The sequence below is a fragment of the Methanothermobacter sp. genome, assembly GCA_030055615.1.
Taxonomy (GTDB): Archaea; Methanobacteriota; Methanobacteria; order Methanobacteriales; family DSM-23052; genus Methanothermobacter_A.
This window is the reverse complement of the sequence record JASFYN010000002.1, coordinates 84717-106081: the sequence shown is the minus strand read 5'-3', so window position 1 is coordinate 106081 and position 21365 is coordinate 84717. Positions and strand designations below refer to the sequence as shown.

General features: G+C 39.7%; 26 protein-coding genes, 1 tRNA gene and 1 other RNA gene. 20 read left to right on the top strand and 8 right to left on the bottom strand.

Going from position 1 to position 21365, the window contains the following annotated elements; genetic code table 11:
- Nucleotides 1-2: 2 nt before the first annotated feature.
- The 3 genes from QFX38_03765 to mtnA are packed head-to-tail and all read left to right on the top strand — an operon-like array spanning nt 3 to nt 2368.
- Nucleotides 3-569: a methanogenesis marker 17 protein gene (locus QFX38_03765; GenBank protein ID MDI9623986.1), complete on the top strand. Its 567-nt coding sequence runs from the start codon at nt 3-5 to the stop codon at nt 567-569.
- Nucleotides 563-1423: a FeMo cofactor biosynthesis protein NifB gene (gene nifB / locus QFX38_03760; GenBank protein MDI9623985.1), complete on the top strand. Its 861-nt coding sequence runs from the start codon at nt 563-565 to the stop codon at nt 1421-1423. The genes QFX38_03765 and nifB overlap by 7 nt, the downstream gene beginning before the upstream one ends.
- Nucleotides 1424-1438: 15 nt before the next feature.
- Complete coding sequence (mtnA, locus tag QFX38_03755) at nt 1439-2368, top strand: S-methyl-5-thioribose-1-phosphate isomerase (GenBank protein MDI9623984.1); 930 nt, start codon at nt 1439-1441, stop codon at nt 2366-2368.
- On the opposite strand, the gene QFX38_03750 is transcribed toward mtnA, so the two are convergent.
- Nucleotides 2365-3381, bottom strand: coding sequence for a class I SAM-dependent methyltransferase family protein (locus QFX38_03750; GenBank protein MDI9623983.1), 1017 nt, complete (start codon nt 3379-3381; stop codon nt 2365-2367). The genes mtnA and QFX38_03750 overlap by 4 nt on opposite strands.
- An 81-nt stretch (nt 3382-3462) precedes the next feature.
- Between QFX38_03750 and dph5 the strand changes: the two genes are divergently transcribed.
- Nucleotides 3463-4254, top strand: a complete 792-nt coding sequence (gene dph5 / locus QFX38_03745) for a diphthine synthase (GenBank protein MDI9623982.1) — start codon at nt 3463-3465, stop codon at nt 4252-4254.
- Nucleotides 4251-4811, top strand: a complete 561-nt coding sequence (locus tag QFX38_03740; GenBank protein ID MDI9623981.1) for a methyltransferase domain-containing protein — start codon at nt 4251-4253, stop codon at nt 4809-4811. Before dph5 ends, QFX38_03740 begins: the two co-directional genes overlap by 4 nt.
- On the opposite strand, the gene QFX38_03735 is transcribed toward QFX38_03740, so the two are convergent.
- On the bottom strand, nt 4803-5534 hold the full coding sequence (locus QFX38_03735) for an archaeosine tRNA-ribosyltransferase (GenBank protein ID MDI9623980.1): 732 nt from the start codon (nt 5532-5534) through the stop codon (nt 4803-4805). The two genes, QFX38_03740 and QFX38_03735, sit on opposite strands and share 9 nt — an antisense overlap.
- A gap of 185 nt (nt 5535-5719) precedes the next feature.
- Between QFX38_03735 and hdrC the strand changes: the two genes are divergently transcribed.
- The 7 genes from hdrC to QFX38_03700 all read left to right on the top strand — a co-directional run bounded on the left by hdrC (nt 5720) and on the right by QFX38_03700 (nt 10511).
- Nucleotides 5720-6541 (top strand): CoB--CoM heterodisulfide reductase subunit C, encoded by an 822-nt coding sequence (hdrC, locus tag QFX38_03730; protein ID MDI9623979.1) that lies wholly within the window; start codon nt 5720-5722, stop codon nt 6539-6541.
- 19 nt (nt 6542-6560) lie between these two features.
- A complete protein-coding gene (hdrB, locus tag QFX38_03725) occupies nt 6561-7478 on the top strand; it encodes a CoB--CoM heterodisulfide reductase subunit B (GenBank protein MDI9623978.1) in 918 nt (305 codons plus the stop codon).
- Between the two features lie 114 nt (nt 7479-7592).
- Nucleotides 7593-7859, top strand: a complete 267-nt coding sequence (locus tag QFX38_03720; protein ID MDI9623977.1) for a DUF749 domain-containing protein — start codon at nt 7593-7595, stop codon at nt 7857-7859.
- Complete coding sequence (locus tag QFX38_03715) at nt 7856-8380, top strand: DUF2096 domain-containing protein (GenBank protein ID MDI9623976.1); 525 nt, start codon at nt 7856-7858, stop codon at nt 8378-8380. Before QFX38_03720 ends, QFX38_03715 begins: the two co-directional genes overlap by 4 nt.
- A 61-nt stretch (nt 8381-8441) precedes the next feature.
- Nucleotides 8442-9092, top strand: coding sequence for a metallophosphoesterase (locus QFX38_03710; GenBank protein MDI9623975.1), 651 nt, complete (start codon nt 8442-8444; stop codon nt 9090-9092).
- Between the two features lie 110 nt (nt 9093-9202).
- A complete protein-coding gene (locus QFX38_03705) occupies nt 9203-10123 on the top strand; it encodes a 2-phosphoglycerate kinase (GenBank protein ID MDI9623974.1) in 921 nt (306 codons plus the stop codon).
- A gap of 19 nt (nt 10124-10142) precedes the next feature.
- A complete protein-coding gene (locus QFX38_03700; protein MDI9623973.1) occupies nt 10143-10511 on the top strand; it encodes a CBS domain-containing protein in 369 nt (122 codons plus the stop codon).
- Here QFX38_03700 and QFX38_03695 read toward each other — a convergent pair.
- Nucleotides 10486-11472: an inorganic phosphate transporter gene (locus QFX38_03695; GenBank protein ID MDI9623972.1), complete on the bottom strand. Its 987-nt coding sequence runs from the start codon at nt 11470-11472 to the stop codon at nt 10486-10488. The two genes, QFX38_03700 and QFX38_03695, sit on opposite strands and share 26 nt — an antisense overlap.
- Before the next feature lie 70 nt (nt 11473-11542).
- On the opposite strand from QFX38_03695, the gene ffs reads away from it, so the two are divergent.
- Both ffs and QFX38_03685 read left to right on the top strand, forming a co-directional pair.
- Nucleotides 11543-11859, top strand: an RNA gene (ffs, locus tag QFX38_03690) — signal recognition particle sRNA.
- Nucleotides 11860-11863: 4 nt separating this feature from the next.
- Nucleotides 11864-11948 (top strand) — tRNA-Ser (locus QFX38_03685).
- Between the two features lie 81 nt (nt 11949-12029).
- Here QFX38_03685 and QFX38_03680 read toward each other — a convergent pair.
- Nucleotides 12030-12212, bottom strand: a complete 183-nt coding sequence (locus QFX38_03680; protein MDI9623971.1) for a hypothetical protein — start codon at nt 12210-12212, stop codon at nt 12030-12032.
- Here QFX38_03680 and QFX38_03675 point away from each other — a divergent pair.
- Nucleotides 12193-12459: a hypothetical protein gene (locus QFX38_03675; GenBank protein ID MDI9623970.1), complete on the top strand. Its 267-nt coding sequence runs from the start codon at nt 12193-12195 to the stop codon at nt 12457-12459. The genes QFX38_03680 and QFX38_03675 overlap by 20 nt on opposite strands.
- Here the strand turns inward: QFX38_03675 and QFX38_03670 are convergent.
- From QFX38_03670 to QFX38_03660, 3 genes are read right to left on the bottom strand one after another with little or no spacing between them, the layout of a single operon-like run.
- On the bottom strand, nt 12456-13331 hold the full coding sequence (locus QFX38_03670; GenBank protein ID MDI9623969.1) for a cation diffusion facilitator family transporter: 876 nt from the start codon (nt 13329-13331) through the stop codon (nt 12456-12458). The genes QFX38_03675 and QFX38_03670 overlap by 4 nt on opposite strands.
- 6 nt (nt 13332-13337) lie before the next feature.
- A complete protein-coding gene (locus QFX38_03665) occupies nt 13338-14450 on the bottom strand; it encodes a pyridoxal phosphate-dependent aminotransferase (protein MDI9623968.1) in 1113 nt (370 codons plus the stop codon).
- Nucleotides 14450-15991: a radical SAM protein gene (locus tag QFX38_03660; GenBank protein ID MDI9623967.1), complete on the bottom strand. Its 1542-nt coding sequence runs from the start codon at nt 15989-15991 to the stop codon at nt 14450-14452. Before QFX38_03660 ends, QFX38_03665 begins: the two co-directional genes overlap by 1 nt.
- A gap of 52 nt (nt 15992-16043) precedes the next feature.
- Here QFX38_03660 and QFX38_03655 point away from each other — a divergent pair, with 52 nt between their 5' ends.
- The 5 genes from QFX38_03655 (at nt 16044) to QFX38_03635 (ending at nt 21182) form a co-directional block, all read left to right on the top strand.
- The gene (locus tag QFX38_03655; protein MDI9623966.1) at nt 16044-16505 is read left to right on the top strand and encodes a phosphopantetheine adenylyltransferase; all 462 of its coding nucleotides are present in this window, start codon (nt 16044-16046) and stop codon (nt 16503-16505) included.
- Between the two features lie 5 nt (nt 16506-16510).
- The gene (gene yjjX, locus QFX38_03650) at nt 16511-17035 is read left to right on the top strand and encodes an inosine/xanthosine triphosphatase (GenBank protein MDI9623965.1); all 525 of its coding nucleotides are present in this window, start codon (nt 16511-16513) and stop codon (nt 17033-17035) included.
- A 6-nt stretch (nt 17036-17041) separates the two neighbouring features.
- The gene (locus QFX38_03645) at nt 17042-19171 is read left to right on the top strand and encodes an STT3 domain-containing protein (protein MDI9623964.1); all 2130 of its coding nucleotides are present in this window, start codon (nt 17042-17044) and stop codon (nt 19169-19171) included.
- Entirely contained in the window at nt 19168-20586 is a 1419-nt protein-coding gene (locus QFX38_03640) for an STT3 domain-containing protein (GenBank protein ID MDI9623963.1), read from the top strand. Before QFX38_03645 ends, QFX38_03640 begins: the two co-directional genes overlap by 4 nt.
- A 101-nt stretch (nt 20587-20687) precedes the next feature.
- A complete protein-coding gene (locus QFX38_03635) occupies nt 20688-21182 on the top strand; it encodes a hypothetical protein (protein ID MDI9623962.1) in 495 nt (164 codons plus the stop codon).
- A 4-nt stretch (nt 21183-21186) separates the two neighbouring features.
- Here QFX38_03635 and QFX38_03630 read toward each other — a convergent pair whose 3' ends face one another.
- Nucleotides 21187-21357, bottom strand: a complete 171-nt coding sequence (locus tag QFX38_03630; GenBank protein ID MDI9623961.1) for a class III signal peptide-containing protein — start codon at nt 21355-21357, stop codon at nt 21187-21189.
- Nucleotides 21358-21365: the final 8 nt, after the last annotated feature.

Below are 21365 nucleotides of genomic sequence, written 5' to 3'. Positions count from 1 at the left end.
AGATGAAAGTAGAATGCTATGATCGTGAAGGAGCCGAAGCATATGAACTAGTAGTAAAACAAGTACTCCAGGACTTGCAACTCGGACGGGCAATAGAAGACTTACAGATATTCGCAGACCCCAGAGAACCAGTATTTATAATAGTGGTCAAATTCGCCAAGGCAGCATCCCCAGTCCATCTAGAGGACATGGCAATACCAGAATATGACAAAGAAGAAAACAAACTCCACCTACGCATAACAGATGAAACATACCTCCCCCAGTTACTTGAAAAGCTCTGGAAACTAGAAGGAAGAGAAAAAATACAACAACCAACAAGATTCGAAATAATAATCGAAAACCCCACCGTCAAACTAGAAGGCTTAACCGTCCACGACCCCCAAGAGACCCTCAAAAAGAAAATATATGATGCAATATTCAGGATAATACCAGAAGGATTCCGCGTTATAAGAGACATCTCCAGTGACAATATAATAGCAATGGTATGCACTGACGAAATACTCCAAGAAGAATGGATAAAAAAAGCATATGGCATTATCGAAAAAATGGGAGTTGAAAAAAGATGGTAATACCACGCCAGACAAGATTCGCCCACATAACAAAGGCTCACCCATGTTTCAATGAGAAAATCCACGACAAAGTAGGCAGAATACACCTACCCATCGCCCCAAAATGTAATATACATTGCAAATTTTGCACCAGAGAAATAAGCGAATGTGAAATGCGCCCAGGAGTAACATCAAGGGTTATGAGCGTGGACGACGCCATAAAGCATGTTGAAAAAGTTACAAAGGAGATGCCAATATCTGTAATAGGCGTCGCAGGTCCAGGTGACGCTCTAGCCAATGAAGAAACATTCGAATTTTTTAAACGGGCCAATGAGAAATTCCCAGATCTTATAAAGTGTATGAGCACCAATGGCCTCTTACTCCCCGAAAAGGCAGATGAATTAGCCAAACTCGGCGTAAAAACAATAACAGTCACAGTAAATGCAATAGACCCAGAAATAGGCGAGAAAATATACTCACATGTCATATACAATGGGAAAGTTTACAGGGGAAAAGAAGCCTTCAAGATACTTTCCAAAAACCAACTCGAGGGCATAGAAAAAGCAGCCAAAAACGGTATCATAGTCAAAGTTAACACCGTACTCATACCAGGATTAAATGACAAACACATCACCGATATAGCCCGAGAAGTTAAAAAGAGGGGAGCATCCCTAATGAATATAATACCGTTAATACCCCTAGCTGAGATGAAAGACTATCCCAGGCCAACATGTGCACAGATAGAAAAAGCAAGAGCCGAAGTGGAAAAGATAATACCAGTATTCAGAGCTTGTATGCAATGCCGTGCAGACGCCTATGGTATACCAGGCAAAAAAGACAAACACTTAGACATCACACCAGCAAGTCATTATTAATATTGGTGATCCCCATTGAAGACCATTAAATGGGAAAAAAATCGCCTACTACTAATAGATCAACGCAAATTACCAGATAAACTTGAATATTTCGAATGTAAAAGTTACGAGGATGTTATATTTGCCATAAAAAATATGGTGGTTAGAGGAGCCCCAGCCATAGGAGTGGCAGCAGCCTTCGCAGTCGCACTAGCAGATCTCGCCAATGAAGACCTTGAAAAAGCCGCCCAAGAGATTAAAAATTCGCGACCAACAGCAATAAACCTCCAATGGGCAGTTAAAAGAACATTATCTTCTGATTCTCCATTAAAGGAAGCCCTCAGAATATACAAGGAAGATATGGAGACTACAAGGGCCATTGGGGAACATGGGGCTGCTCTAATCAATGATGGAGATACTATTCTCACACATTGCAACGCCGGAGCCCTTGCATGCGTAGATTATGGAACAGCCCTTGGAGTTATAAGGGCAGCTCATAATAAAGGTAAACGTGTGAAGGTATTCTGTAATGAGACAAGGCCGTTGGGCCAGGGGGCCCGCTTAAGTGTATGGGAGCTTCAAATGGAGAACATACCTGTAAAGCTTATAGTGGATAGTGCCGCAGGTTACCTTATGCAACAAGAAAAAATCGATAAGGTGATTATTGGAGCTGATAGGATTGCTAGGGGCGGTGTTGTTAATAAAATAGGCTCATTGATGGTTGCATTAGCTGCTAAGAGGTTTAAAGTGCCATTTTATGTGGCAGCCCCTATGAGTACCTTTGATGAAGAGAATAGTATATATGATACTATTATTGAGGAGAGAGGCTCTGATGAGGTATTATATTATGGGGGTTGTAGGATAGCTCCAAAAGATACTGAGGTTTTTAACCCTGCATTTGATATTGTACCATCTGATCTTATAACTGCTATAATCACTGAGGATGGTATAATAGACCCTCTCTAGGTTTTCTGAATTTTTGCATCGATTGCAATCTGCCAAACCCCTGGACTCTTCGATTTGACCATCCTTTTGTGAAGTATTTTCACTTTAAATGGCTGCGCAGCTTCTAATAGATGTTTTATTGGGGTTTCGAAGTCCCTTGCAAATTCATAGTAGTGTATTATTCCACCATCTTTTATCAGTTTTAATGCTAGGTCTAGGAATTCCCTTGCACTTGCTGGGAGATTCATTATGATCCTGTCAACTTTCTCGGGGATTTTCTCTGCAACTTTTCTTATATCACCATGACATGGTATGATTTCATGGGCCTTATTTAATCTGATATTCTCTTTTAGGTATTCTATTGCTGTTGGATTGATATCAACAGCATAGATTTTGGAGGCTTTTTTGTGTCTTGCGATGGCCAAGGAAAATGGTCCGACACCCGCAAACATGTCAAGTACTGTTTCTCCTTTTTTTACTTGTCTTGCGATTCTTTCTCTTTCATTCGCGAGCCTAGGGTTAAAGTAGACTTTTTTTATGTCTAGTTTTATCCTTGTGGAATATTCCACATGGATTGTTTCAGTTGAATTTTCACCTGCAAGATGTTCGAACTCCCTTATACGTTCGATGCCTTTAACTTTGCTTTTTTTCCTGAATACTCCGCGTTTTTTCGTGAATTTTAAAGCAGCCTCCCCTATCAAATGTTTATATTCTTCTAGTTTTTCTGGGATTTCCAAAATTACGATGTCACCTATAATATCGAAGGATCTTCTTATATCCGCAAGGAGTTTATCTTCTATTTTATCTTTTAAAATTTCTTTAAAGTCTCTTGGACGCTTCTTCTTTTCTTTGAATTTCGTTTCAATGATTGAAGCGCTTTCATGTATTATTTTAGGATCTATAGGCTCCTTTAATGGTATGAAAACGAACTTTTCATCCCTTTTAATCTTAAAATTAGGATCTATAATAGAATCCTTGATAAGTCTTTTTATTATGATATTTGCATGCCTTTTAGGAACCCTAAGGGCCTTCAAAATAATTAACCTCCCCAAACTTAAATCCTACCAAATAATATATAATATAGGATTTAAACTTGTACCAGGGGCGGGTCCCATATGCTCTATATTATAGGCCTAGGACTCTATGATGAAGATGACATTTCAATCAAGGGCATGAAAGCACTGAAAGGATGCGACAGGATATTCGCAGAATTCTACACAGCAAAACTAAAAGATCAGAAACTGTCAACAATAAAAGAAAAAACCGGGAAGGATATAAAGATACTTACAAGGGAGGAGATAGAGGAGGATATGACACCATTAAAATATGCCCAAGGAGAAGACGTGGCATTACTAGTGCCAGGGGATCCTCTAGTCGCTACAACACATTCCAACCTAATATTGGAGGCACGGAGAAAAGGCATTAAAACTAGAATAATACACTCGTCATCCATTTTTTCAGCAGCCCCAAGCCTTGCAGGCCTGCAAATATACAAGTTCGGTAAAACAACAACAATACCATTCCCAGAGAAGAACTATTTTCCACACTCACCATACCTCACAATAAAAGATAACCTGGAATATAACGCCCACACCCTAATACTCCTAGATATAAAAGCTGAGGAAAACAAGTATATGAGTGCAAACGAGGGCCTAGAATACCTTCTAAAAGTTGAAAAAGAGAGAAAAGAGAACATAATCGACTTGAACACCCTTGCTGTTGTATTAGCCAGGGTAGGATCATCTAATCCATTGATAAGAGCCGACTTGATAAAAAGGCTAATAGTTGAGGATTTTGGCAGACCATTGCATTGTCTGATCATCCCATCCAATTTACACTTCCTTGAAGCAGAATACCTTATAGAAATAGGGGGAGCACCACCACACATATTAAGTGATATAAAATGAAACACCAAGATGCCGGTAAAACAACAAGAGACATACTAGACGCAAGAAATGTCATAGAAGCCTTGAAAATAAAAAATGGGATGATATTAGTTGACGCAGGTTGTGGTGACGGTTTCATATCCATTGAAGCTTCAAAGGCCATTGGCACCGGTAAAATTTATGCCATCGACATCTATGAAAAATCCATTAACATCCTAAAGAAGACAATAAAAGATAAAAACATAGAAAACATAGAAGCGATAGTCGGAGATATAACAAGCAAACTGCCAATCCCAGACGCCACTGTAGACATATATCTCATGGCCAACGTACTACACGGTTTAATAGCCAATAAGAGAATTAAACCAGCTATGATGGAGATAAGGAGGGTGCTGAAACCTGATGGTACACTAGCCATTGTAGAATTCAAAAAAAGAAGTAGAGTTGGACCCCATCCCTCTTTAAGGTTAGATCCTGATGAAACCTCTAATATTATAAAAGTTTATGGTTTTTACACGTTAAAAGTAGAAGATGTTGGACCATACCATTATATTCTATTGGCGGGAAGATCAGTATAATCGTGTATACCTTTGAAGGTATTCTTGGAATTCATCATCTAGTATGCGCAAGGCTGTCATGTTAGCTGGTGAAGTGGCCGCTTTTTCCTCTACAAGATTCCTGAGTGTCCCCATTCTTATATGCTCTTTCACTTCTCTTATAACAAAATCTAGGGTTTCTTTATTGTAGTTGTAGAGTTCACTCTCATTTAATTCATATATTCTATACTTGTCCAGTTGGTAAGAATGGTTAGGTGTCATTAAAATGTTAAGGTAACTGTAGAATCTGCATGTTGCGTCTGTAAAAAGATCAACACCCATATAGACTAATATTGGTATGAATGAGGCTTCTGCATATGGGAAGCATAATATGGTGTCTGGTTTTATGCTTTCACGAACTTTAACCACTAATCTTACAAGATCCATTGGTTTTGTGAGTAGTTCGTCCCCATTTGCTATTATCAGCTTTTTAAAGCCTATACTTTCAAGTTCCATCGCACATTTAACCCTCAAATCTAAGTATTTAGCACCATGGATTACGGCATATTCACTCTTTGAAGACTTGGCATTTTTTATTGTTTCTTTCACACTCCATTTAGCTATTTCAATGGGCACATTATAGGGGGTAGGCTGATCCCTTGCAAGGTCTATTCCTTTATAATCTATGATTGTTGGGGTCTCAATCCCATCTATCATACCCAAGCGGGCAGGTCCATCATGGATTTTTATCTCAAACTTTTTCATCTTTTCACCTTCTATAGACCCCCCCTTTTACAATTTTTTTATCTTTTTATAATGGCATATAACCTCAAAGGGTGTAACCTAAAAGGTTACACTCTTATGATTTTTAGTAACCTATATATACTGATCACTTCCAGACCCGAAATACAGGAACCAGTGACACCCCCCAATGGTAGGGCGTGAAAATAATGTCCATACTAGAACGCCTAAAAAGATTATTAATAGGTGAAGAAAAACCCGAAGAAAAAGAAACAGAGAAACCAGCGAAAGAAGAAATTAAGGCCAAAAAAGAAAAGGAAGCTAAAGAGGAAGTTGCTAAGGAGGAGCCAGAAAAACCTGAAGAGGTTAAAGAGGAAGTTGCTAAGGAGGAGCCAGAAAAACCTGAAGAGGTCAGTGAAGAAACCGAAGAAGAAAAAGTTGAAAAAGAAGAAAAACCTGAAAGGAGTGATATAATGACTCTGTTAAAAGGAGAAGAAGAACTTATAAGAAGAAGTGATGTAGACAAGGAATTCTCCGAAGAAGTTAAAGCAGCTGGTGGAGAAAGCCTTGAATATTGTTTCCAATGTGGAACATGCACAGGATCTTGCCCATCAGGTAGGAGAACACCCTACAAAGTACGACAGATAATCAGAAAAGCAAACATGGGCTTGAAAGACCAGCTCCTATCAGACCCAGCACTATGGATGTGCACAACCTGCTATTCCTGCCAGGAAAGATGCCCAAGGAAAGTCAAAATAGTTGACGTTATAAAACTAATAAGAAACGAAGCAGCCAAAGCAGGATACATGTCCCCAGTACACAAGGCCGTCGGCTCATTCGTTATAAAAACAGGCCACGGAGTACCAATAGACGACGCCACAAAACAATTAAGGGATGCTGTAGGCCTGGGAGAATTGCCACCAACAACACACTCATTCCCAGAAGCCCTTGAAGAAGTTCAGAAAATCATAAAAACAACAGGATTCGATTCACTCATAGGATACAACTGGGAAACAGGTGAAATAGAATAAAAATGTGGAGGCTAGAAAGATGGCATTCGCATACTTTTTAGGTTGCATAATGAACAACAGATACCCCGGAATAGAAAAGGCAACACGCGTATTATTCGACAAACTAGGAATAGAATTAAAAGACATGGAAGGAGCATCCTGCTGCCCAGCCCCTGGTGTCTTCGGATCATTCGATAGGACAACATGGGCATCTATCGCAGCAAGAAACATAACAATCGCAGAAGAAATGGGCGAAGACCTCATGACAGAATGTAACGGATGCTTCGGTTCATTATTCGAGGCAAACCACTTACTCAAAGAAAACGAAGAAATGAGAAACAAAGTCAATGAAGTACTCAAAGAAGTTGGCAGAGAATACAAAGGAACAATCAATGTAAGGCATTTTGCCGAAATATTATATAATGATGTCGGACTCGACAAATTATCAGAATTGGTCAAGAAGCCACTCAATTTAAACGTGGCAGTACACTATGGTTGTCACTTCTTAAAACCAAGTGAAGAGATCGGTATTGACAACCCGGAAAATCCAACCATCTTAGACGAGCTAGTAGAGGTTACAGGTGCAAAATCAATACCATACAAGGATAAGATGATGTGCTGCGGCGCAGGTGGAGGTGTAAGATCACGAGACCTAGAGGTGGCATTAGACTTCACACGAGAAAAACTAATAAACATGCAAGAGGCAGGAGCCGACGTAGTAGTCAACGTATGCCCATTCTGCCACTTACAATTTGACAGGGGCCAGATAGAGATCAAAGAGAAATTCGGAGAAGAATTTAACATGCCAGTACTTCACCTCGCACAACTACTCGGACTAGCAATGGACCTTGACATAAAAGACATAGTCATAGACGCTCACAACATTGAAGTGAATCCAGTGATAAGAAAGATAGAAGAATCCTTAGCCGAGAAAGACATCACGATAGGGGGAGAATAGAAGACCCCCACCACATTTTATAATCTTTTTCTCCACTTTTTTCTTAGAAAATTACTTATATAACAAACACTCCTAGTTTTTATATAAAGCTTGAAAAAATGAGGTGTATCCATATTGTTCATAGCAACACTGCGCGGAATCTATAAATACGCAGAATTGCCCGAAGAATACGCTAAATTTGCAGACTTCCACGCAGCACTCAAAAAGAAGAAGATCAAAGAAGATGAAGAAATAGCAGTACTCAACATAGTAGGCACCAACAGCTACCACATACTATTCTTAGAATCCTATAATAACCTGGATGAGATCAAAGAAGAACTTAAAGAGGCAGGTGCCAAGATAAACCACACCACATTAAAGATACTGGAAGGACACTTATGACCCTACCAGTAGAACAAACTTGGATGGTACTCCTAGGATTATTAACAGATTTGAAAAAAAGGGGATTAGAGGTACCTAAGAGTATAAACGAGGAAATGCGACTAGTAAAAGCATCAATAAACTTTTACAAGACAGACACGACCAATCCCAAGATGATAAAAGAATTGAAAAGAATAAACGAGATGCTAAACGAAATCCAGGAGACACTACTAGAGATTGCAGAATCTGTCGACAAAGACTACCAAGGACAATGGATTGAAAAACTTAAAAGAGCTTCACTAGGGGAAGAACTATATAGAGTTCCGGAGCCAAGAACCCGATTTATAATCGGGGCGCCACCAGGATTCTCACTCGCAAGAGTCCACCTACAAGAGCCATTAGCAGAAGACAGAGTCCAAGAAATAGCAGAAGAATACAAACTCATAATAGAATTCGAAGAAGACGACCTAATAGCAGTCTACGGAGAAAAAAAGAATATAAAGAAGGCTCTTAGGGAGATAGGTTCCTTCTTCCACGAGTGAACACTCCCCCTACAGGGCTCCCAATTTTACCTTTAAAATATTCTATAGGGGTGATAATGAGATGAATATCCTTGCACTTAGCGACCTCCATGGAATAAACCCAGGGACGCTCCACCAATACCTCCAAGAAAACAAAGTAGACCTGATAATAATAGCAGGGGACATAACACACTTCGGACCACCAGAACTTGCAAAGGACATCCTAGATGACATAGCAGCTCATAAAATACCAGTACTAGCAGTACCAGGAAACTGCGACCCCCATGGTATACACTCCCATATAGAAAATTCCAAGGCACTAAACATCCACGCCAAAACCACCAATATAAAAGGAATTACATTCTGTGGCCTAGGAGGGTCAAATCCAACACCATTCAACACCCCACTAGAATTCGAAGAAGATGAAATATACAAAATCCTCAAAGGCACAATAAAAGATGATATAACAATCCTCATAACACATGCACCTCCACATGGTACACAAGCAGACAAACTACCCAACGGAGAACACGTAGGCAGCAAAAGCATAAGAAAGATAATAGAAGAACACCAACCAAAACTCAATATCTGCGGCCACATCCACGAGGGCAGGGGAGAAGACAGGATAGGAAACACTATCATAATAAATCCTGGAGAAACCTCCAAGGGAGAAGCATGCCTAATAAAAATAGACGATAGCAAAATAGATACAAAATTCATAAAGCTAGGATGATCCCACAAAAATCTTGTGAAGATAAAAAAGGAAGGAGGGGATCTCAAACCCCCCCCACACAAACACAAAATCTGGGGGGGTCCTTTTTCTTTTTTATGGGGTGAAATCATATGATAATGGTCCAGGGAGAAGTGAGTGGTAAAAAGTATACAGAACCATTCTCTAAGGGAGTTCTCGCAAGGTCATTAACCAGAGCCGAAATGGACCCGAACAAGGCCTATACATTTGCATCAAAGATAGAAGCTTACCTTAAAAAGAAGAACATAGACCTCATAACAATAGATGAACTAGTAGAGATCGTATTCAATAAACTTAAAAAAGAAGACAAGGAGATAGCAGAAAAATACATGCTATGGAGGCGTATAAGAGAGCATAAAGAACCTCTAATAATACTTATAGGTGGGGCATCAGGTGTCGGCACATCATCAATAGCATTCGAGGTCGCCAACCGCCTCGGTATAAGGAACATGATAAGCACAGACATGATAAGGGAAGTAATGCGCAAAATAGTATCTAGGGACCTCCTCCCCTCACTATATGAGTCAAGTTACACAGCATACCAATCACTTAGGATACCACCCCCACCAGAACTCGACGAAGTCCTAATAGGATTCAGAGACCATGTAGATACAGTTAGCGTTGGCGTGGAAGCCGTAATCGAAAGAGCCCTCAAAGAAGGTATAAGTATCGTGATCGAAGGCGTTCACATCGTACCAGGATTCATACGCGAAGACCTCGTGAACAAAGAAAACGTTGCAATGTTCGTTTTAACAGTACCAGATGAGAACATCCACAAAGGAAGATTCTATTCAAGATGCAGACAAACATGGGCCAGAAGACCCCTAAAAAGGTACATAAGTTACTTCTGGGCTATAAGGAGGATCCACAAGTACTTTGAGGCCCAGGCCAGGAAATATAATGTGCCAGTCATCGAAAACATTGATGTTGTCACCACAATCGATTCAATCATAAAATCCCTTACTAAGACAACAGTCAAAGGAGGCAAAGAAGTTGCCGAAGAAATTGAATAAAATAAAAATCAAAGATGTTATGACACCAGATCCCATCACAGTCAAACCATCAGAGGACGTGGTGTTCGCATTCGAAAAACTAATGAAACATAAAATAAGCGCACTACCAGTTGAAGACCAAGGAAAACTCATAGGTATAGTGACAGCAACAGACCTAGGCCACAACCTCATACTAGACAATTACGAATTAGGTACGAGGGTAGAAGAAGTCATGGTAAAAGATGTTGCCACTATCACCCCCAATGAAACCCTAAAAGATGCCATAGAGAAAATGTACGAATATGGCGAAGACGAAGGCATCATAAATCAACTGGTAGTATTAGAAGATGATAAAATCGTCGGCATAATCTCTGATGGTGACATCATAAAAGTCCTGAAAGAACTCTAAAAACAGAATAGATTACCGCTCCCAATATTAGACATGCTGGTATCGTTAAAATCCAAGTATACCCTATATCCTTTATAACATCAAATTTTAGTGCGGAAGTCCCATGGGCCAAACCAACCCCTATCACAGAACCGACAAGAGTCTGAGTTGGTGAAATGGGCATACCATACGCTATAAAAACAAAAGAGACAATAGAAGCCGCCACTTGGGCCGAAAAACCCCTAGTGGGTACAAGTTCGGTAATGCGCCTACCTATAGTTTCAGTCACGCGATTGCCGACAAAGATTATACCCATAACAAGTCCCAAGGCCCCAACAATCTTTAAAAAACTTGAACTCCCCCTTGATAAGGTGAAAAGAACGCCCATAGCCACCCCAAAATCTAATGCACCAACATTAAACGCGGAAAAAGACGAACTAAGCAATTGAAGATATGCGAAAAACTTCTCCAGCCTATCCCTGACAGAAATGCTCCTCACGCGCTTGATAACTCCTACCTTTATAATAGAATATGTTAAAAAGCCTGAAAAAAAGCCTATCATGGGAGAAAAAATCCAACTTAAAATTATATAAACTATAGTGTCAAGGTTCAGGTTGGCCCAACCAACACTCACAAGGCCAACACCAATAACAGCACTAACCATAGCATCAGAACCAGAAATAGGTATACTATGCAACAATGTCACAGTTATCCAAATAGCAGCAGTCAAAATAACAACAAACCCAGCAATCACACTAAAACTATCAGAGGGTATTATACCCTCACCGATAGTCCTTATAACATTACCACCGAAAAACAGAGCCCCTAGGAAAGCGAAAAAAGCACCTAGAAAAAGAGCCTTCCTCATACTCAAAGCACCGCTACCCACAGCGGTACCAATAGAATTACCAATGTCATTAGCCGCTATATTAAAGGCAAAATACAAACCCAAAAGGACACTTAACAAGAGGAGAAAATCCATATATAATATTATCCACCATAGTCTTTATAAAAGGGTAACCTTAAAATATCAGATCGAAACAAATATAAGCATGGGGCTAGACCGGAGGGTTAGGGGTCCTCTGTAAGCGCAAATCCCCTATATGGCGCGGTCGAAGTCCAAGAGGCGGCAGTCCGACTAGTTACTAGCCCAAGTGTCTAGTGTAGAAGCCTCGTCCCACAGGATCAGCGGTGATAGGACCCCGGCTGGAGGGCTGGGGTTAACTATCTTAACCACGGGAACCGGGTCAGGCCTGGAAAGGAGCAGCCCTACCGTGGACAGCTGATGCTTGTGGGTCCGCGGGGTGGAGCTGGACACTTGGACCAACTAGTAACTAGAAGGACTGTCCACTCTTGGACAAGCCCCCATCATAGCCGGGGTCGCCTAGTCTGGTATGGCGTTGGCCTGCTAAGCCAATGATCCTCGGGATCTCGCGGGTTCAAATCCCGTCCCCGGCGCTCACACAAAAAATTTTGGTGAAATTATGGATCCACTGTATGTATGGCCTATTCTAACTTGATTCTAGTCTTGATTTTAGTCTATAAGAGGCCAAGGACAAAGAGTGTGATTATCGAGTCTATTCTTTTGGTTTTGCTTGTTGTGATGGTTGGATTATCTTCTATTTGGGCTTTCATAGGACATGCTTTCATGGGTGAACGTATAGCAGCATATATTGGCTGACTGGTTGGTAGTCCATTCCAGTTGGAGGTTGCGGTAGCCAATTTATCTTATGGTGTCCTTGGACTTTTATCTTGGAAGTTTAGGGGGGATTTTTGGACAGCGACCATAATAGGATTTTCTATATTCTACTTGGGCGCGGCCTACATACACATAATGGACATGTTCCAGGGGAATTATGCTCCTGGGAATGTTGGAGCCCCATTATACTTTGATATAATATTGCCTATCTTATTGGGGCTTTTAGCAATTTATAAGGTGACTGTGAAAAAAGAAGGGTCTATGGTTTAATATTTTTCGCCGAATGGGCAGGCATGGACATTCACTATCTTTATGAGATCTATGTCTTCGATTATCTTCTTTTCTACTTTGTGGGATATGCAATGGGCTTCTCTGAGGTTCATGTCACCATCAACTTCTATGTGAAGATCCACAGCGGCATAGGGTCCAAAATAGTTTATGCGGACGTTGTGTATACCCATAACACCCTTTATGGACATTGCGGACCGCCTAATTTCTGCCATGATACTCCTTGAGGGAACTTTACCCATGATGTTGTTTATGTTTTCACGTCCGACATCGAAAGCCGTTTTCAAAACTATGAATGCTATTAGGATAGCTACAAGAGGATCTAGGAATTTTAATCCAAGGTTGGATCCTATGACACCTGCTAGTATAAGTGTACATGAGAATATATCGATCTTCTGGTGCTGTGCATCGGCTATTATAGCGGGACTGTTAATCTTTTTACCTATACTCATCATATAATGTGTCATGATAGAATTTGCGATTATACCAACCAGTGCCATCACAGCTGCAATATAATCAGGGGGTGTTGATACAATGAACAATTTCTTGTAAGCTTCTGATAGTATCTCATAGGCTACTATCCCTAGGAAGAGTACAACGACTAAGCCTGCTAGTGCTTCTGCTCTCCCATGACCATAAGGGTGCTCCATGTCGGCTGGCTTCAAGCCAATTCTGAAACCTATGAATGTTATAATGGATGTTAGTATGTCAGAGAGTGTGTGGGCGGCTTCTGCTATGAGGGCTACACTTCCGGCCATGATTCCGATGATGAAATTCGACACGGTAAGGAAGATGTTACCTATTATACCAGTATATGCTGCTTTTCTGCCGAGTTCGGCTCTTTTATCATCCAATGGGGGTCACACCTTTATGTTTTCGATTCTGTCCATAGCCTCTTTTATCTTCTCATAGGAGGTTGCATATGAAAGCCTTACATGGTTTTTGCCATTAGGGCCGAATGCACTCCCTGGGACGACAACAACACCCACTTTGAGGGCTTTATTTGTAAATTCTATTTCGTCATCTACATGGGGGAACATGTAAAATGCCCCCCCTGGCTTGTTACATTCTATGCCCATATTATTCAATCTGTTGAACATTAAATCTCTACGTCTCCTGAATTCCGCCACCATACGATCAACAACTCTTTGAGGACCTCTTAGGGCTGCTAGGGCTGCTGCTTGGGATATTGATGGCGCGCAGGCAGTATTATATTGGTGGATTTTTAGGAGTTCTTCTATGATCTCAGTTGGGGCTGTGAGATAACCTATGCGCAGGCCTGTCATTGCATAGGTTTTGGAGAACCCATTCACTATTATGGCATTTTCTGTGAATTGTCCTGGACTGTAATGTTTCTTTTCATAAATTATCTTTTCATAGACTTCATCTGAGATTATTATAATGTTTTTTTCTTCTGCCAATTCTGCTATGGCCTTGATGTCATCCTTTTCCATGACAGCACCTGTAGGATTGGATGGTGAATTTAATATTATGGCCTTTGTATTTTCACCTATTAGGGATTCCACTTTTTCAGGGTTCATCCTAAAGTTTTTTCCTTCTAATGGTACAGGTATGGGTTTGCCTTCTGCAAGTTTCACACAAGCATCATATGAGAGAAAGCCTGGATCTGGTATTATGACTTCATCTCCTTTATCTATTAAGGCTTGGGCGCACATGTAGAGTGCTTCACTCGCCCCTACAGTTACTATAATCTCTTCAGGATCCCTTCTGATATTATTTTCAACTTTTAATTTTTCTGCTATAGCCTCCCTAAGCTCTAATATTCCCTTATTAGGGGTGTAATGTGTGAATCCTTCCTCCAGGGCATCTATTATGGCATTCTTGGAACCTTCTGGGATGTTGAAGTCTGGTTCGCCGATTCCAAGGTTTATTATATCCTCTCCTTTGACGTCGAACATTTTACGAATCCTTGACAAACTTATACCCTTCAATCTCCTAGCATACATTAATATCAACTCTCACATGGCCTCTTAAGACATTTATAACATGAACCCAATTCACAATAAGATGTTAACTTATCTTCCCTCATTTTTAGGTACTCTTCCATTATAAGATCATCCCTAAGACCAACATCTATTTTACTCCATGGCAACTCCTCTCCAAGTTCACGACCCCGAGATTTTAACATCCAATCCTTTAGTGTTGTTTTCCCTTGCCAACCCGCCTCTATCAACTTTGAAACTTCAGGCCCGCCAGTAGAGAGCACATGTTGTATAAGAGCCAACCTTGGACTCCCCATTTTAACAGGCACCCCCCGCAATTCTGATTTCAAAAAACTCATCTTATCCTTTATATCATCTAAGTTGAAAGCCTCCCACTGGAGTGGAGTGTGAGGTTTAGGTACGAGAGGGTTTATACTAAACTTAACAGGCCCCAACCTAGACAATCCTCTTATAAAATCTGCAAGTTTCTTGAGATCCTCCAAGGTTTCCCATGGGGTTCCGACCAAGAAATACATTTTAACAGACAAACCCTTTTCGATAGCCATCCTGGTAACCTCGAACACTTTATCATCACTGATAGGCTTGTTCAATCTTCTTCTAAGCTTCCAAATGGATTCTGGGGCCAATGTCACAGTCCTTAAACCGCTTCTTGCAAGCACCTCAAGTAGATTCTCTGTCACGGATTCTATCCGAAGAGATGGCATACTAACCCTGAAACCCATATCAACTAATCCTTCACACAGATCATCTATCCTAGAATAATCAGATGCAGCAGCACCTATCAATGATACACTATCAAGGCCAGTAGCCCTTTTACCACGTTTTGCAACCTCAAAAAGTTTACCAAGGGACGTTTCACGTTTTGGACGATAAAGGTAGCCTGACATGCAAAACCTGCAACCACGAACACAACCCCTAGAAACTCCCAAAAGGAATGAACGGCCAAGAGACGGTTTAAAATTAGGATCATCAGACTCAGAAACAATCTGACGAATAGGATGACAAGCACTGTCCATATCCTCAACTATGACACGCTCAACAGGATTATCAGGCACATAAACACCCTTTATATCCTTAAATTCATCCAATTCTCCACGAGGATCATTCAATCCTATGAAAGTATCCACCAGCTCATCCAAGACAGGCTCGGCCTCCCCAATAACAAAAAGATCAACAAAATCTGCCAAAGGAAGAGGATTAGCAGTTACAGTCGGACCCCCAGCAACCACTAAAGGCCCAACCCTTCTATTCTTACGGGGTTCTAGACCACCCTGATGCAACATTTCAAGAACCCTAAAATAATCCTCCTCATAATGTATCGAAAAACTTATAATATCAAAATCCCTGAGAAGACTAGAAGATTCAAAACTCCCACGATAAGGGTAAATAAACCTCTCACACCAAACATCCTCCCGGGAATTCAAAAAATCATAAATGATATGATAACCCAACGATGACATGGCCACCCTATAAAAACTAGGATAGACACTAGCTACACGCACATCCACAAAACGCGGATCCTTCACCACAACATTATACTCACGCAACATATCAAAACCTATTATATCTACACATCCTAATTAACCTATAGGGTGAAAAACCTTGACAAAAAAATATAAACTAGTGGCGGTAGGGGGGACATTCGACAAATTCCACAAAGGCCACCAAACCCTACTAGAAAAAGCATTCAAAGTAGCAGAGACAGTAGCCATAGGAGTAACATCAGACAAATTCGCAGCCCAAAAAGACCCAATAGAACCATGCCAAACCAGAATAAAAAACCTAAAAAAATACTTAGCAAAGAAAGGATACAAAAACTTCTACATAGAAAAACTAGAAGACCCATATGGTCCCACCATCAACGACAAAAAATTCGAAGCCATAATAGTAAGCGAAGAAACACAACCCACAGCAGAAAAAATAAACAAAATCCGAAAAGAAAAAAACATACCCCCAATGGATATAATAACAATAAAAATGGTAAAGGCAGAAGACGGCCAACCAATATCATCCACCAGGATCAGAAAAGGAGAAATAGACAAAAAAGGCAAAATACTCAAGTGATAAAATTGAAAGTCAAAGTCGGGTCAAAAAACCCAGTCAAAATAAAAGCAGCGAAAAATGTCCTAGAAAAAATATACACAAAAGTACAAGTCAAAGGAGTTAAAGTAGACCCAGGAGTCCCAAGCCAACCCATAGGACTAGAACAGACCATAAAAGGGGCCATAAACAGGGCCAAAAGAGCATACCAAGACTGCGACCTAAGCATAGGAATAGAATCCGGCCTCCTAAAAGTACCCCACACCCTCACTGGTTACATCGACCTACAATGGTGTGCAACCTACAATGGCAAAACAATCACACTAGGAGTCAGCGCAGGATTCGAATACCCACCAAAAGTCATAAAAGAAGTCAAAAAAGGCAAAGAAGTAGGAGACATCATGGACAAAATCACAGGAATAAAAAACCTAGGAGAAAAAACCGGAGCAATATACTACCTCACCAAAGGCCTACTAGACCGGACAAAAAACACAGAACAATGCATACTAATGGCCATGATACCCCGCCTAAACCCAAAACTCTACAAGGTGTGACCCCCATTGGATGAAAAGTTAAAAATCTGCACAATAATCTTGATAATATTCTTCGTAGGCTTTCTCACACGCATAGAAACTATCAAACTCAAACACATGAACAGTACCGAGAAAGCATACTTCACTGATGAGAATGGCCTACCATACATGTACGAACCCGACTCATACTACAACTACCGCCTAACCACTAACATATTAGATCATGGACACCCTGGAGACAAGATAATAGACGGAAAACCATGGGACCTACACTCATACTATCCGCCTGGCATGAAAGTGAGCTGGCCTCCACTTATTCTCTGGATTAGCATAATATTCTACAAGTTCTTGAATCTTTTCACCACCGTTGATCTTATAGAAGCTTGTTTTTGGTTACCAGCGGTTATGGGCCCACTAGCAGGTATCCCAACATTCTTTTTTGTCAGAAGATACGCTGGTAACCTACCAGGCCTACTAGCCGGAATACTACTAGTTATAGCACCGTCTTATTTCTTCAGAACTGTACCAGGATTCTATGATACTGACATATTCAATATTCTTTTCCCGGTTCTTGTTGCTTTCTTCTTTTGCAAAGCCATAGAAATAAAGAAAAACTATCTGATACCCCTCATCTTATCGTCTCTGTCACTTGCTATGTTCTCACTTGCATGGAATGGCTGGCCCTACATATTTTACATCATAATTTTATCAAGTGTATCCTATATAATATTCCTCAAAGCCAAGGGGGAAAAGATAACAGGTTTTATCAAAAAACTAACAATTTTTATTATAGTCTCCTTCGCCAGTATACTATTACTTGGACGTTTGGATTATCTTACAATTTTTTCAACTTTTTTTGGGTTCACATTTAAGCCATTAACTTTTAACGGATGGCCTAGTGAATATGAATCCATAAGTGAATTACGTGTTCCAAGTTTTGATGAATTTTTATCAGCAGCTGGCCCCTTGAATATGGGCCTCGGGTTATTTGGGGCTATAATAGTCGGGAGCATCATGTTAAGGGATAAAGTCAGGAGAATTCATCTTCCACGGCTTACTTGGTATCCTTTCATTTTACTATTAACATGGCTTATAATAGGTAACTTAGCATATTACCTAGCTTTACGTTTCGCCTTATTGGCTATACCACCACTTACAATATGCGCTGGATTACTCTTCGGGGTTATCGGTTCTTATCTTAAACATTCACCATTCAAACAATTAAAAAAGTCCAGAAGAACTCTTATATTAGCCTTGGTGATTTTGTTATCTATGATTTCTGTTGTACAAGCATCAAAGGTTCGTTTTGAACCTTGTGTTGATGACGATTTTGTACTTGCGTGTTCTTGGATAAAAAATGAAACATCACAATCTACTGTTATCATTAGTGAGTGGAGTTACGGATGTCCACTCGAGGCCTTCTCCCAAAGGCCAGTTCTTATTGACGGCATGAGCCAATTCGGTTCTAGAGCTTATTGGATCCATCATGCTTTCACAACCAATAACGAAAGCTTATCTATCGGCATATTCAACATGCTATCTACAAGTGACGATAAGCCAATAGAGTTACTAGAAAACAAAACAGGAAATACACAATTAACCGTAAAAATCCTAGATGACATACTGGGCGTTGATAAAAAGGAAGCAAGGAGGATATTAAAAGAAAAATATAATATGGACCCCCTATTCACTGAAAGGCTACTCTCATACACGCATCCATTAAAGAAACAACCATGTATCATATTAACATGTGACAATATGATACCAATTGGACAATGGTATTCTTATTATGGTCGGTGGGACTTCAATAAACCGGGGGGTCATGATTACATTTATTCTTTCGGTTCATCAAATGACACCGGCCAAATAAGACATTATTCTAATAATGTTAACCTAGACAAGGAAACTGGCGGATCATGGGGAAACAAAAAACCATATAAAACTCTGATAAAAGATGGAAATTCAACTAGGATAATACCTGGCGATGATAAAAGCAATTTTTCCATAATATTCCTCCTGGATAAAAATTGGGCTATCATAACAGATAATGGTTTCCAAGATTCGCTCTTTGTAAAACTTGTAATCCTCAAAGAAGAAACAAAACACTTCAAACCAATTTACAAGAACAACTCCACAATAGTATGGATGATGAAATGAAATCCAAAATAACCATCTTAATATTAGCCATTATAATATTCCTATTAGGGTTTATACTTCGCATTGGAAACTATGAGCTTTCATCCCCAGATAAAAACCTATACTATGATGATAATGGCCTTCAATATTTTCAAGAAAGCGACTCATACTACAATTATCGTCTAACAAGAAATCTATTAGAGCATGGTAATTTGGGAGATAAGATTATCAATGGAAAACCATGGGATTTACACTCATATTATCCCCCAGGCGTCCCAGTAGATTACCCCCCGCTCCTCCCATATATTACAGTCGGATTCTATTATATTTTGAATTTTATAAATTCTATGAATTTAAGGGAAGTGTGTTTATGGCTTCCCACAGCCTTGGGCCCATTAGCCGGTGTTATAGGATTTTTATTCTCCCGAAGACTCAATGGAGAATTTGGAGGTTTTATAACAGGAATGTTAATTGTAACAGCCCCATTATATGTTTATAAGACCAATTTCGGATTTTTTGATACTGATATGTTGAATATAACATTACCACTTCTTATAATATGGTTAATTTTCGAGGCTGAAAATGCAAAGATAAAAAGGGATAGGATGATACTAGCTGGTTGCTCTGGTTTCTTCCTCTTTCTTTTTTCACTTGCATGGAATGGATGGATATACTATTTCTACATTATTATAATAGCTCTCATTTACAATTTCATCAAACGTAGAGACCTTACTTTATTCTTATCCTTTATTTCAGTTTCGATTTGCCTTATTGGAATCTTTAATATATTCAGCCTTTATAATGCGCTCATGGCCCCTTATACCCAACTTGGTTATCTTCTGCGTGGGGAGAATATTTGGTATCCATGGCCCGATCCATACAAGAACGTTGCAGAATTGCAAAAACCCAATATAGAAACATTTATAGTTATTGTATCCCCATTAACTTTCGTTTTTGGACTTATTGGCTTATTTACAATATATAAGCGCGCTAAATCTTTAATTGGGCTTATTATAATTTTGTGGACTGTTTCAGCACTTTTTTCCACACTTAAAGGTGCTAGGTTCATTATTTTACTTATTCCACCCCTATCTATTTTAGCTGGAATATTCTGGCACGAATTTAAAAACACCCTAAAAGACAAATTAAACAACATCCACAAAAATAAGATACTTCATATCCTACAGTTGGATATATTATTTGTTATATTTTTCCAATTTTTCTTACTTTTAAGTGTAACATCCAATTTTAAACCAGGTTATGATGATTATTTCATGGAAGCCGCCCAATGGATAAACAATAACACCCCGGAAGATACTGTTATAATCACGGATTGGAGTTATGGCCATTTTTTCGCTAGCGAATCCAACAGACCCGTTGCATTTGATGGTAGACTAGCCTACATCGAAACACTACCCATAAGAGGATACTGGTAGATCATAACTTAGATCCAGAAGTCCCCACAACAGCCCGTGACTATTGGATAAACCTTGCACTCACAACAGACAATCCCAGCCTCGCAGAAAACATTTTTAAGATGCTCGCCACAAACGGAGACCAAGCTTATCTCCTTCTCAACAATTACACCCACAACAAAACACGCTCATACACAATACTCCAGAATATACTAGCAGTAGATAAAAAAACTGCACATAAAATATTAAAAGAAAACGGCCTATCAGATGAAAAATCCAAAAAAGTACTGGAGTATACCCACCCCAAAACCACAAGACCATTAATCATCATAATAGTAGACGAAATGGCCACCACTATAAAATCACCAGCTACGAATCGATCAATAGCATATCAAAGCGATGGAGAGAAAGTATATTCTATAATCACGAACGGAACCGAGGAAATCGGCGATATAAGCAAATTTTCCATTATAATAGGAAACAAGACCCTAATTGTGGATAAAAATTACAGAAACTCACTCCTAATAAAATTTCTATTAGGTGAAAACATAGGAAATTTTATAAAAATCTTCGAAAACAAAAAAATAAAAATATACAAAATAAAAGGAAGAAGCTGATTTTTCATAACTTCTGAATAGTAGAATCACGGGATGCATTTATTACATCGGTGATGTTCCCTGCAATAGTACCTGCAATATCTCTGACATACACTCCTACAACTATCACTATGACTAACAACGCACCTATGATCAATATCATTTCAGCACTGACTTGAGCCTCTTCTTCTAACAAGATAATCC

Excerpts from the sequence above, each read along its gene's own strand:
- QFX38_03765 (MDI9623986.1), top strand. The coding sequence starts at position 3 with ATGAAAGTAGAATGCTATGATCGTGAAGGAGCCGAAGCATATGAACTA.
- nifB (MDI9623985.1), top strand. The coding sequence starts at position 563 with ATGGTAATACCACGCCAGACAAGATTCGCCCACATAACAAAGGCTCAC.
- dph5 (MDI9623982.1), top strand. The coding sequence starts at position 3,463 with ATGCTCTATATTATAGGCCTAGGACTCTATGATGAAGATGACATTTCA.
- QFX38_03740 (MDI9623981.1), top strand. The coding sequence starts at position 4,251 with ATGAAACACCAAGATGCCGGTAAAACAACAAGAGACATACTAGACGCA.
- QFX38_03735 (MDI9623980.1), bottom strand. The coding sequence starts at position 5,534 with ATGAAAAAGTTTGAGATAAAAATCCATGATGGACCTGCCCGCTTGGGT.
- hdrC (MDI9623979.1), top strand. The coding sequence starts at position 5,720 with ATGTCCATACTAGAACGCCTAAAAAGATTATTAATAGGTGAAGAAAAA.
- hdrB (MDI9623978.1), top strand. The coding sequence starts at position 6,561 with ATGGCATTCGCATACTTTTTAGGTTGCATAATGAACAACAGATACCCC.
- QFX38_03715 (MDI9623976.1), top strand. The coding sequence starts at position 7,856 with ATGACCCTACCAGTAGAACAAACTTGGATGGTACTCCTAGGATTATTA.
- QFX38_03710 (MDI9623975.1), top strand. The coding sequence starts at position 8,442 with ATGAATATCCTTGCACTTAGCGACCTCCATGGAATAAACCCAGGGACG.
- QFX38_03705 (MDI9623974.1), top strand. The coding sequence starts at position 9,203 with ATGATAATGGTCCAGGGAGAAGTGAGTGGTAAAAAGTATACAGAACCA.
- QFX38_03700 (MDI9623973.1), top strand. The coding sequence starts at position 10,143 with ATGACACCAGATCCCATCACAGTCAAACCATCAGAGGACGTGGTGTTC.
- QFX38_03695 (MDI9623972.1), bottom strand. The coding sequence starts at position 11,472 with ATGGATTTTCTCCTCTTGTTAAGTGTCCTTTTGGGTTTGTATTTTGCC.
- QFX38_03660 (MDI9623967.1), bottom strand. The coding sequence starts at position 15,991 with ATGTTGCGTGAGTATAATGTTGTGGTGAAGGATCCGCGTTTTGTGGAT.
- QFX38_03640 (MDI9623963.1), top strand. The coding sequence starts at position 19,168 with ATGAAATCCAAAATAACCATCTTAATATTAGCCATTATAATATTCCTA.
- QFX38_03635 (MDI9623962.1), top strand. The coding sequence starts at position 20,688 with ATGCTCGCCACAAACGGAGACCAAGCTTATCTCCTTCTCAACAATTAC.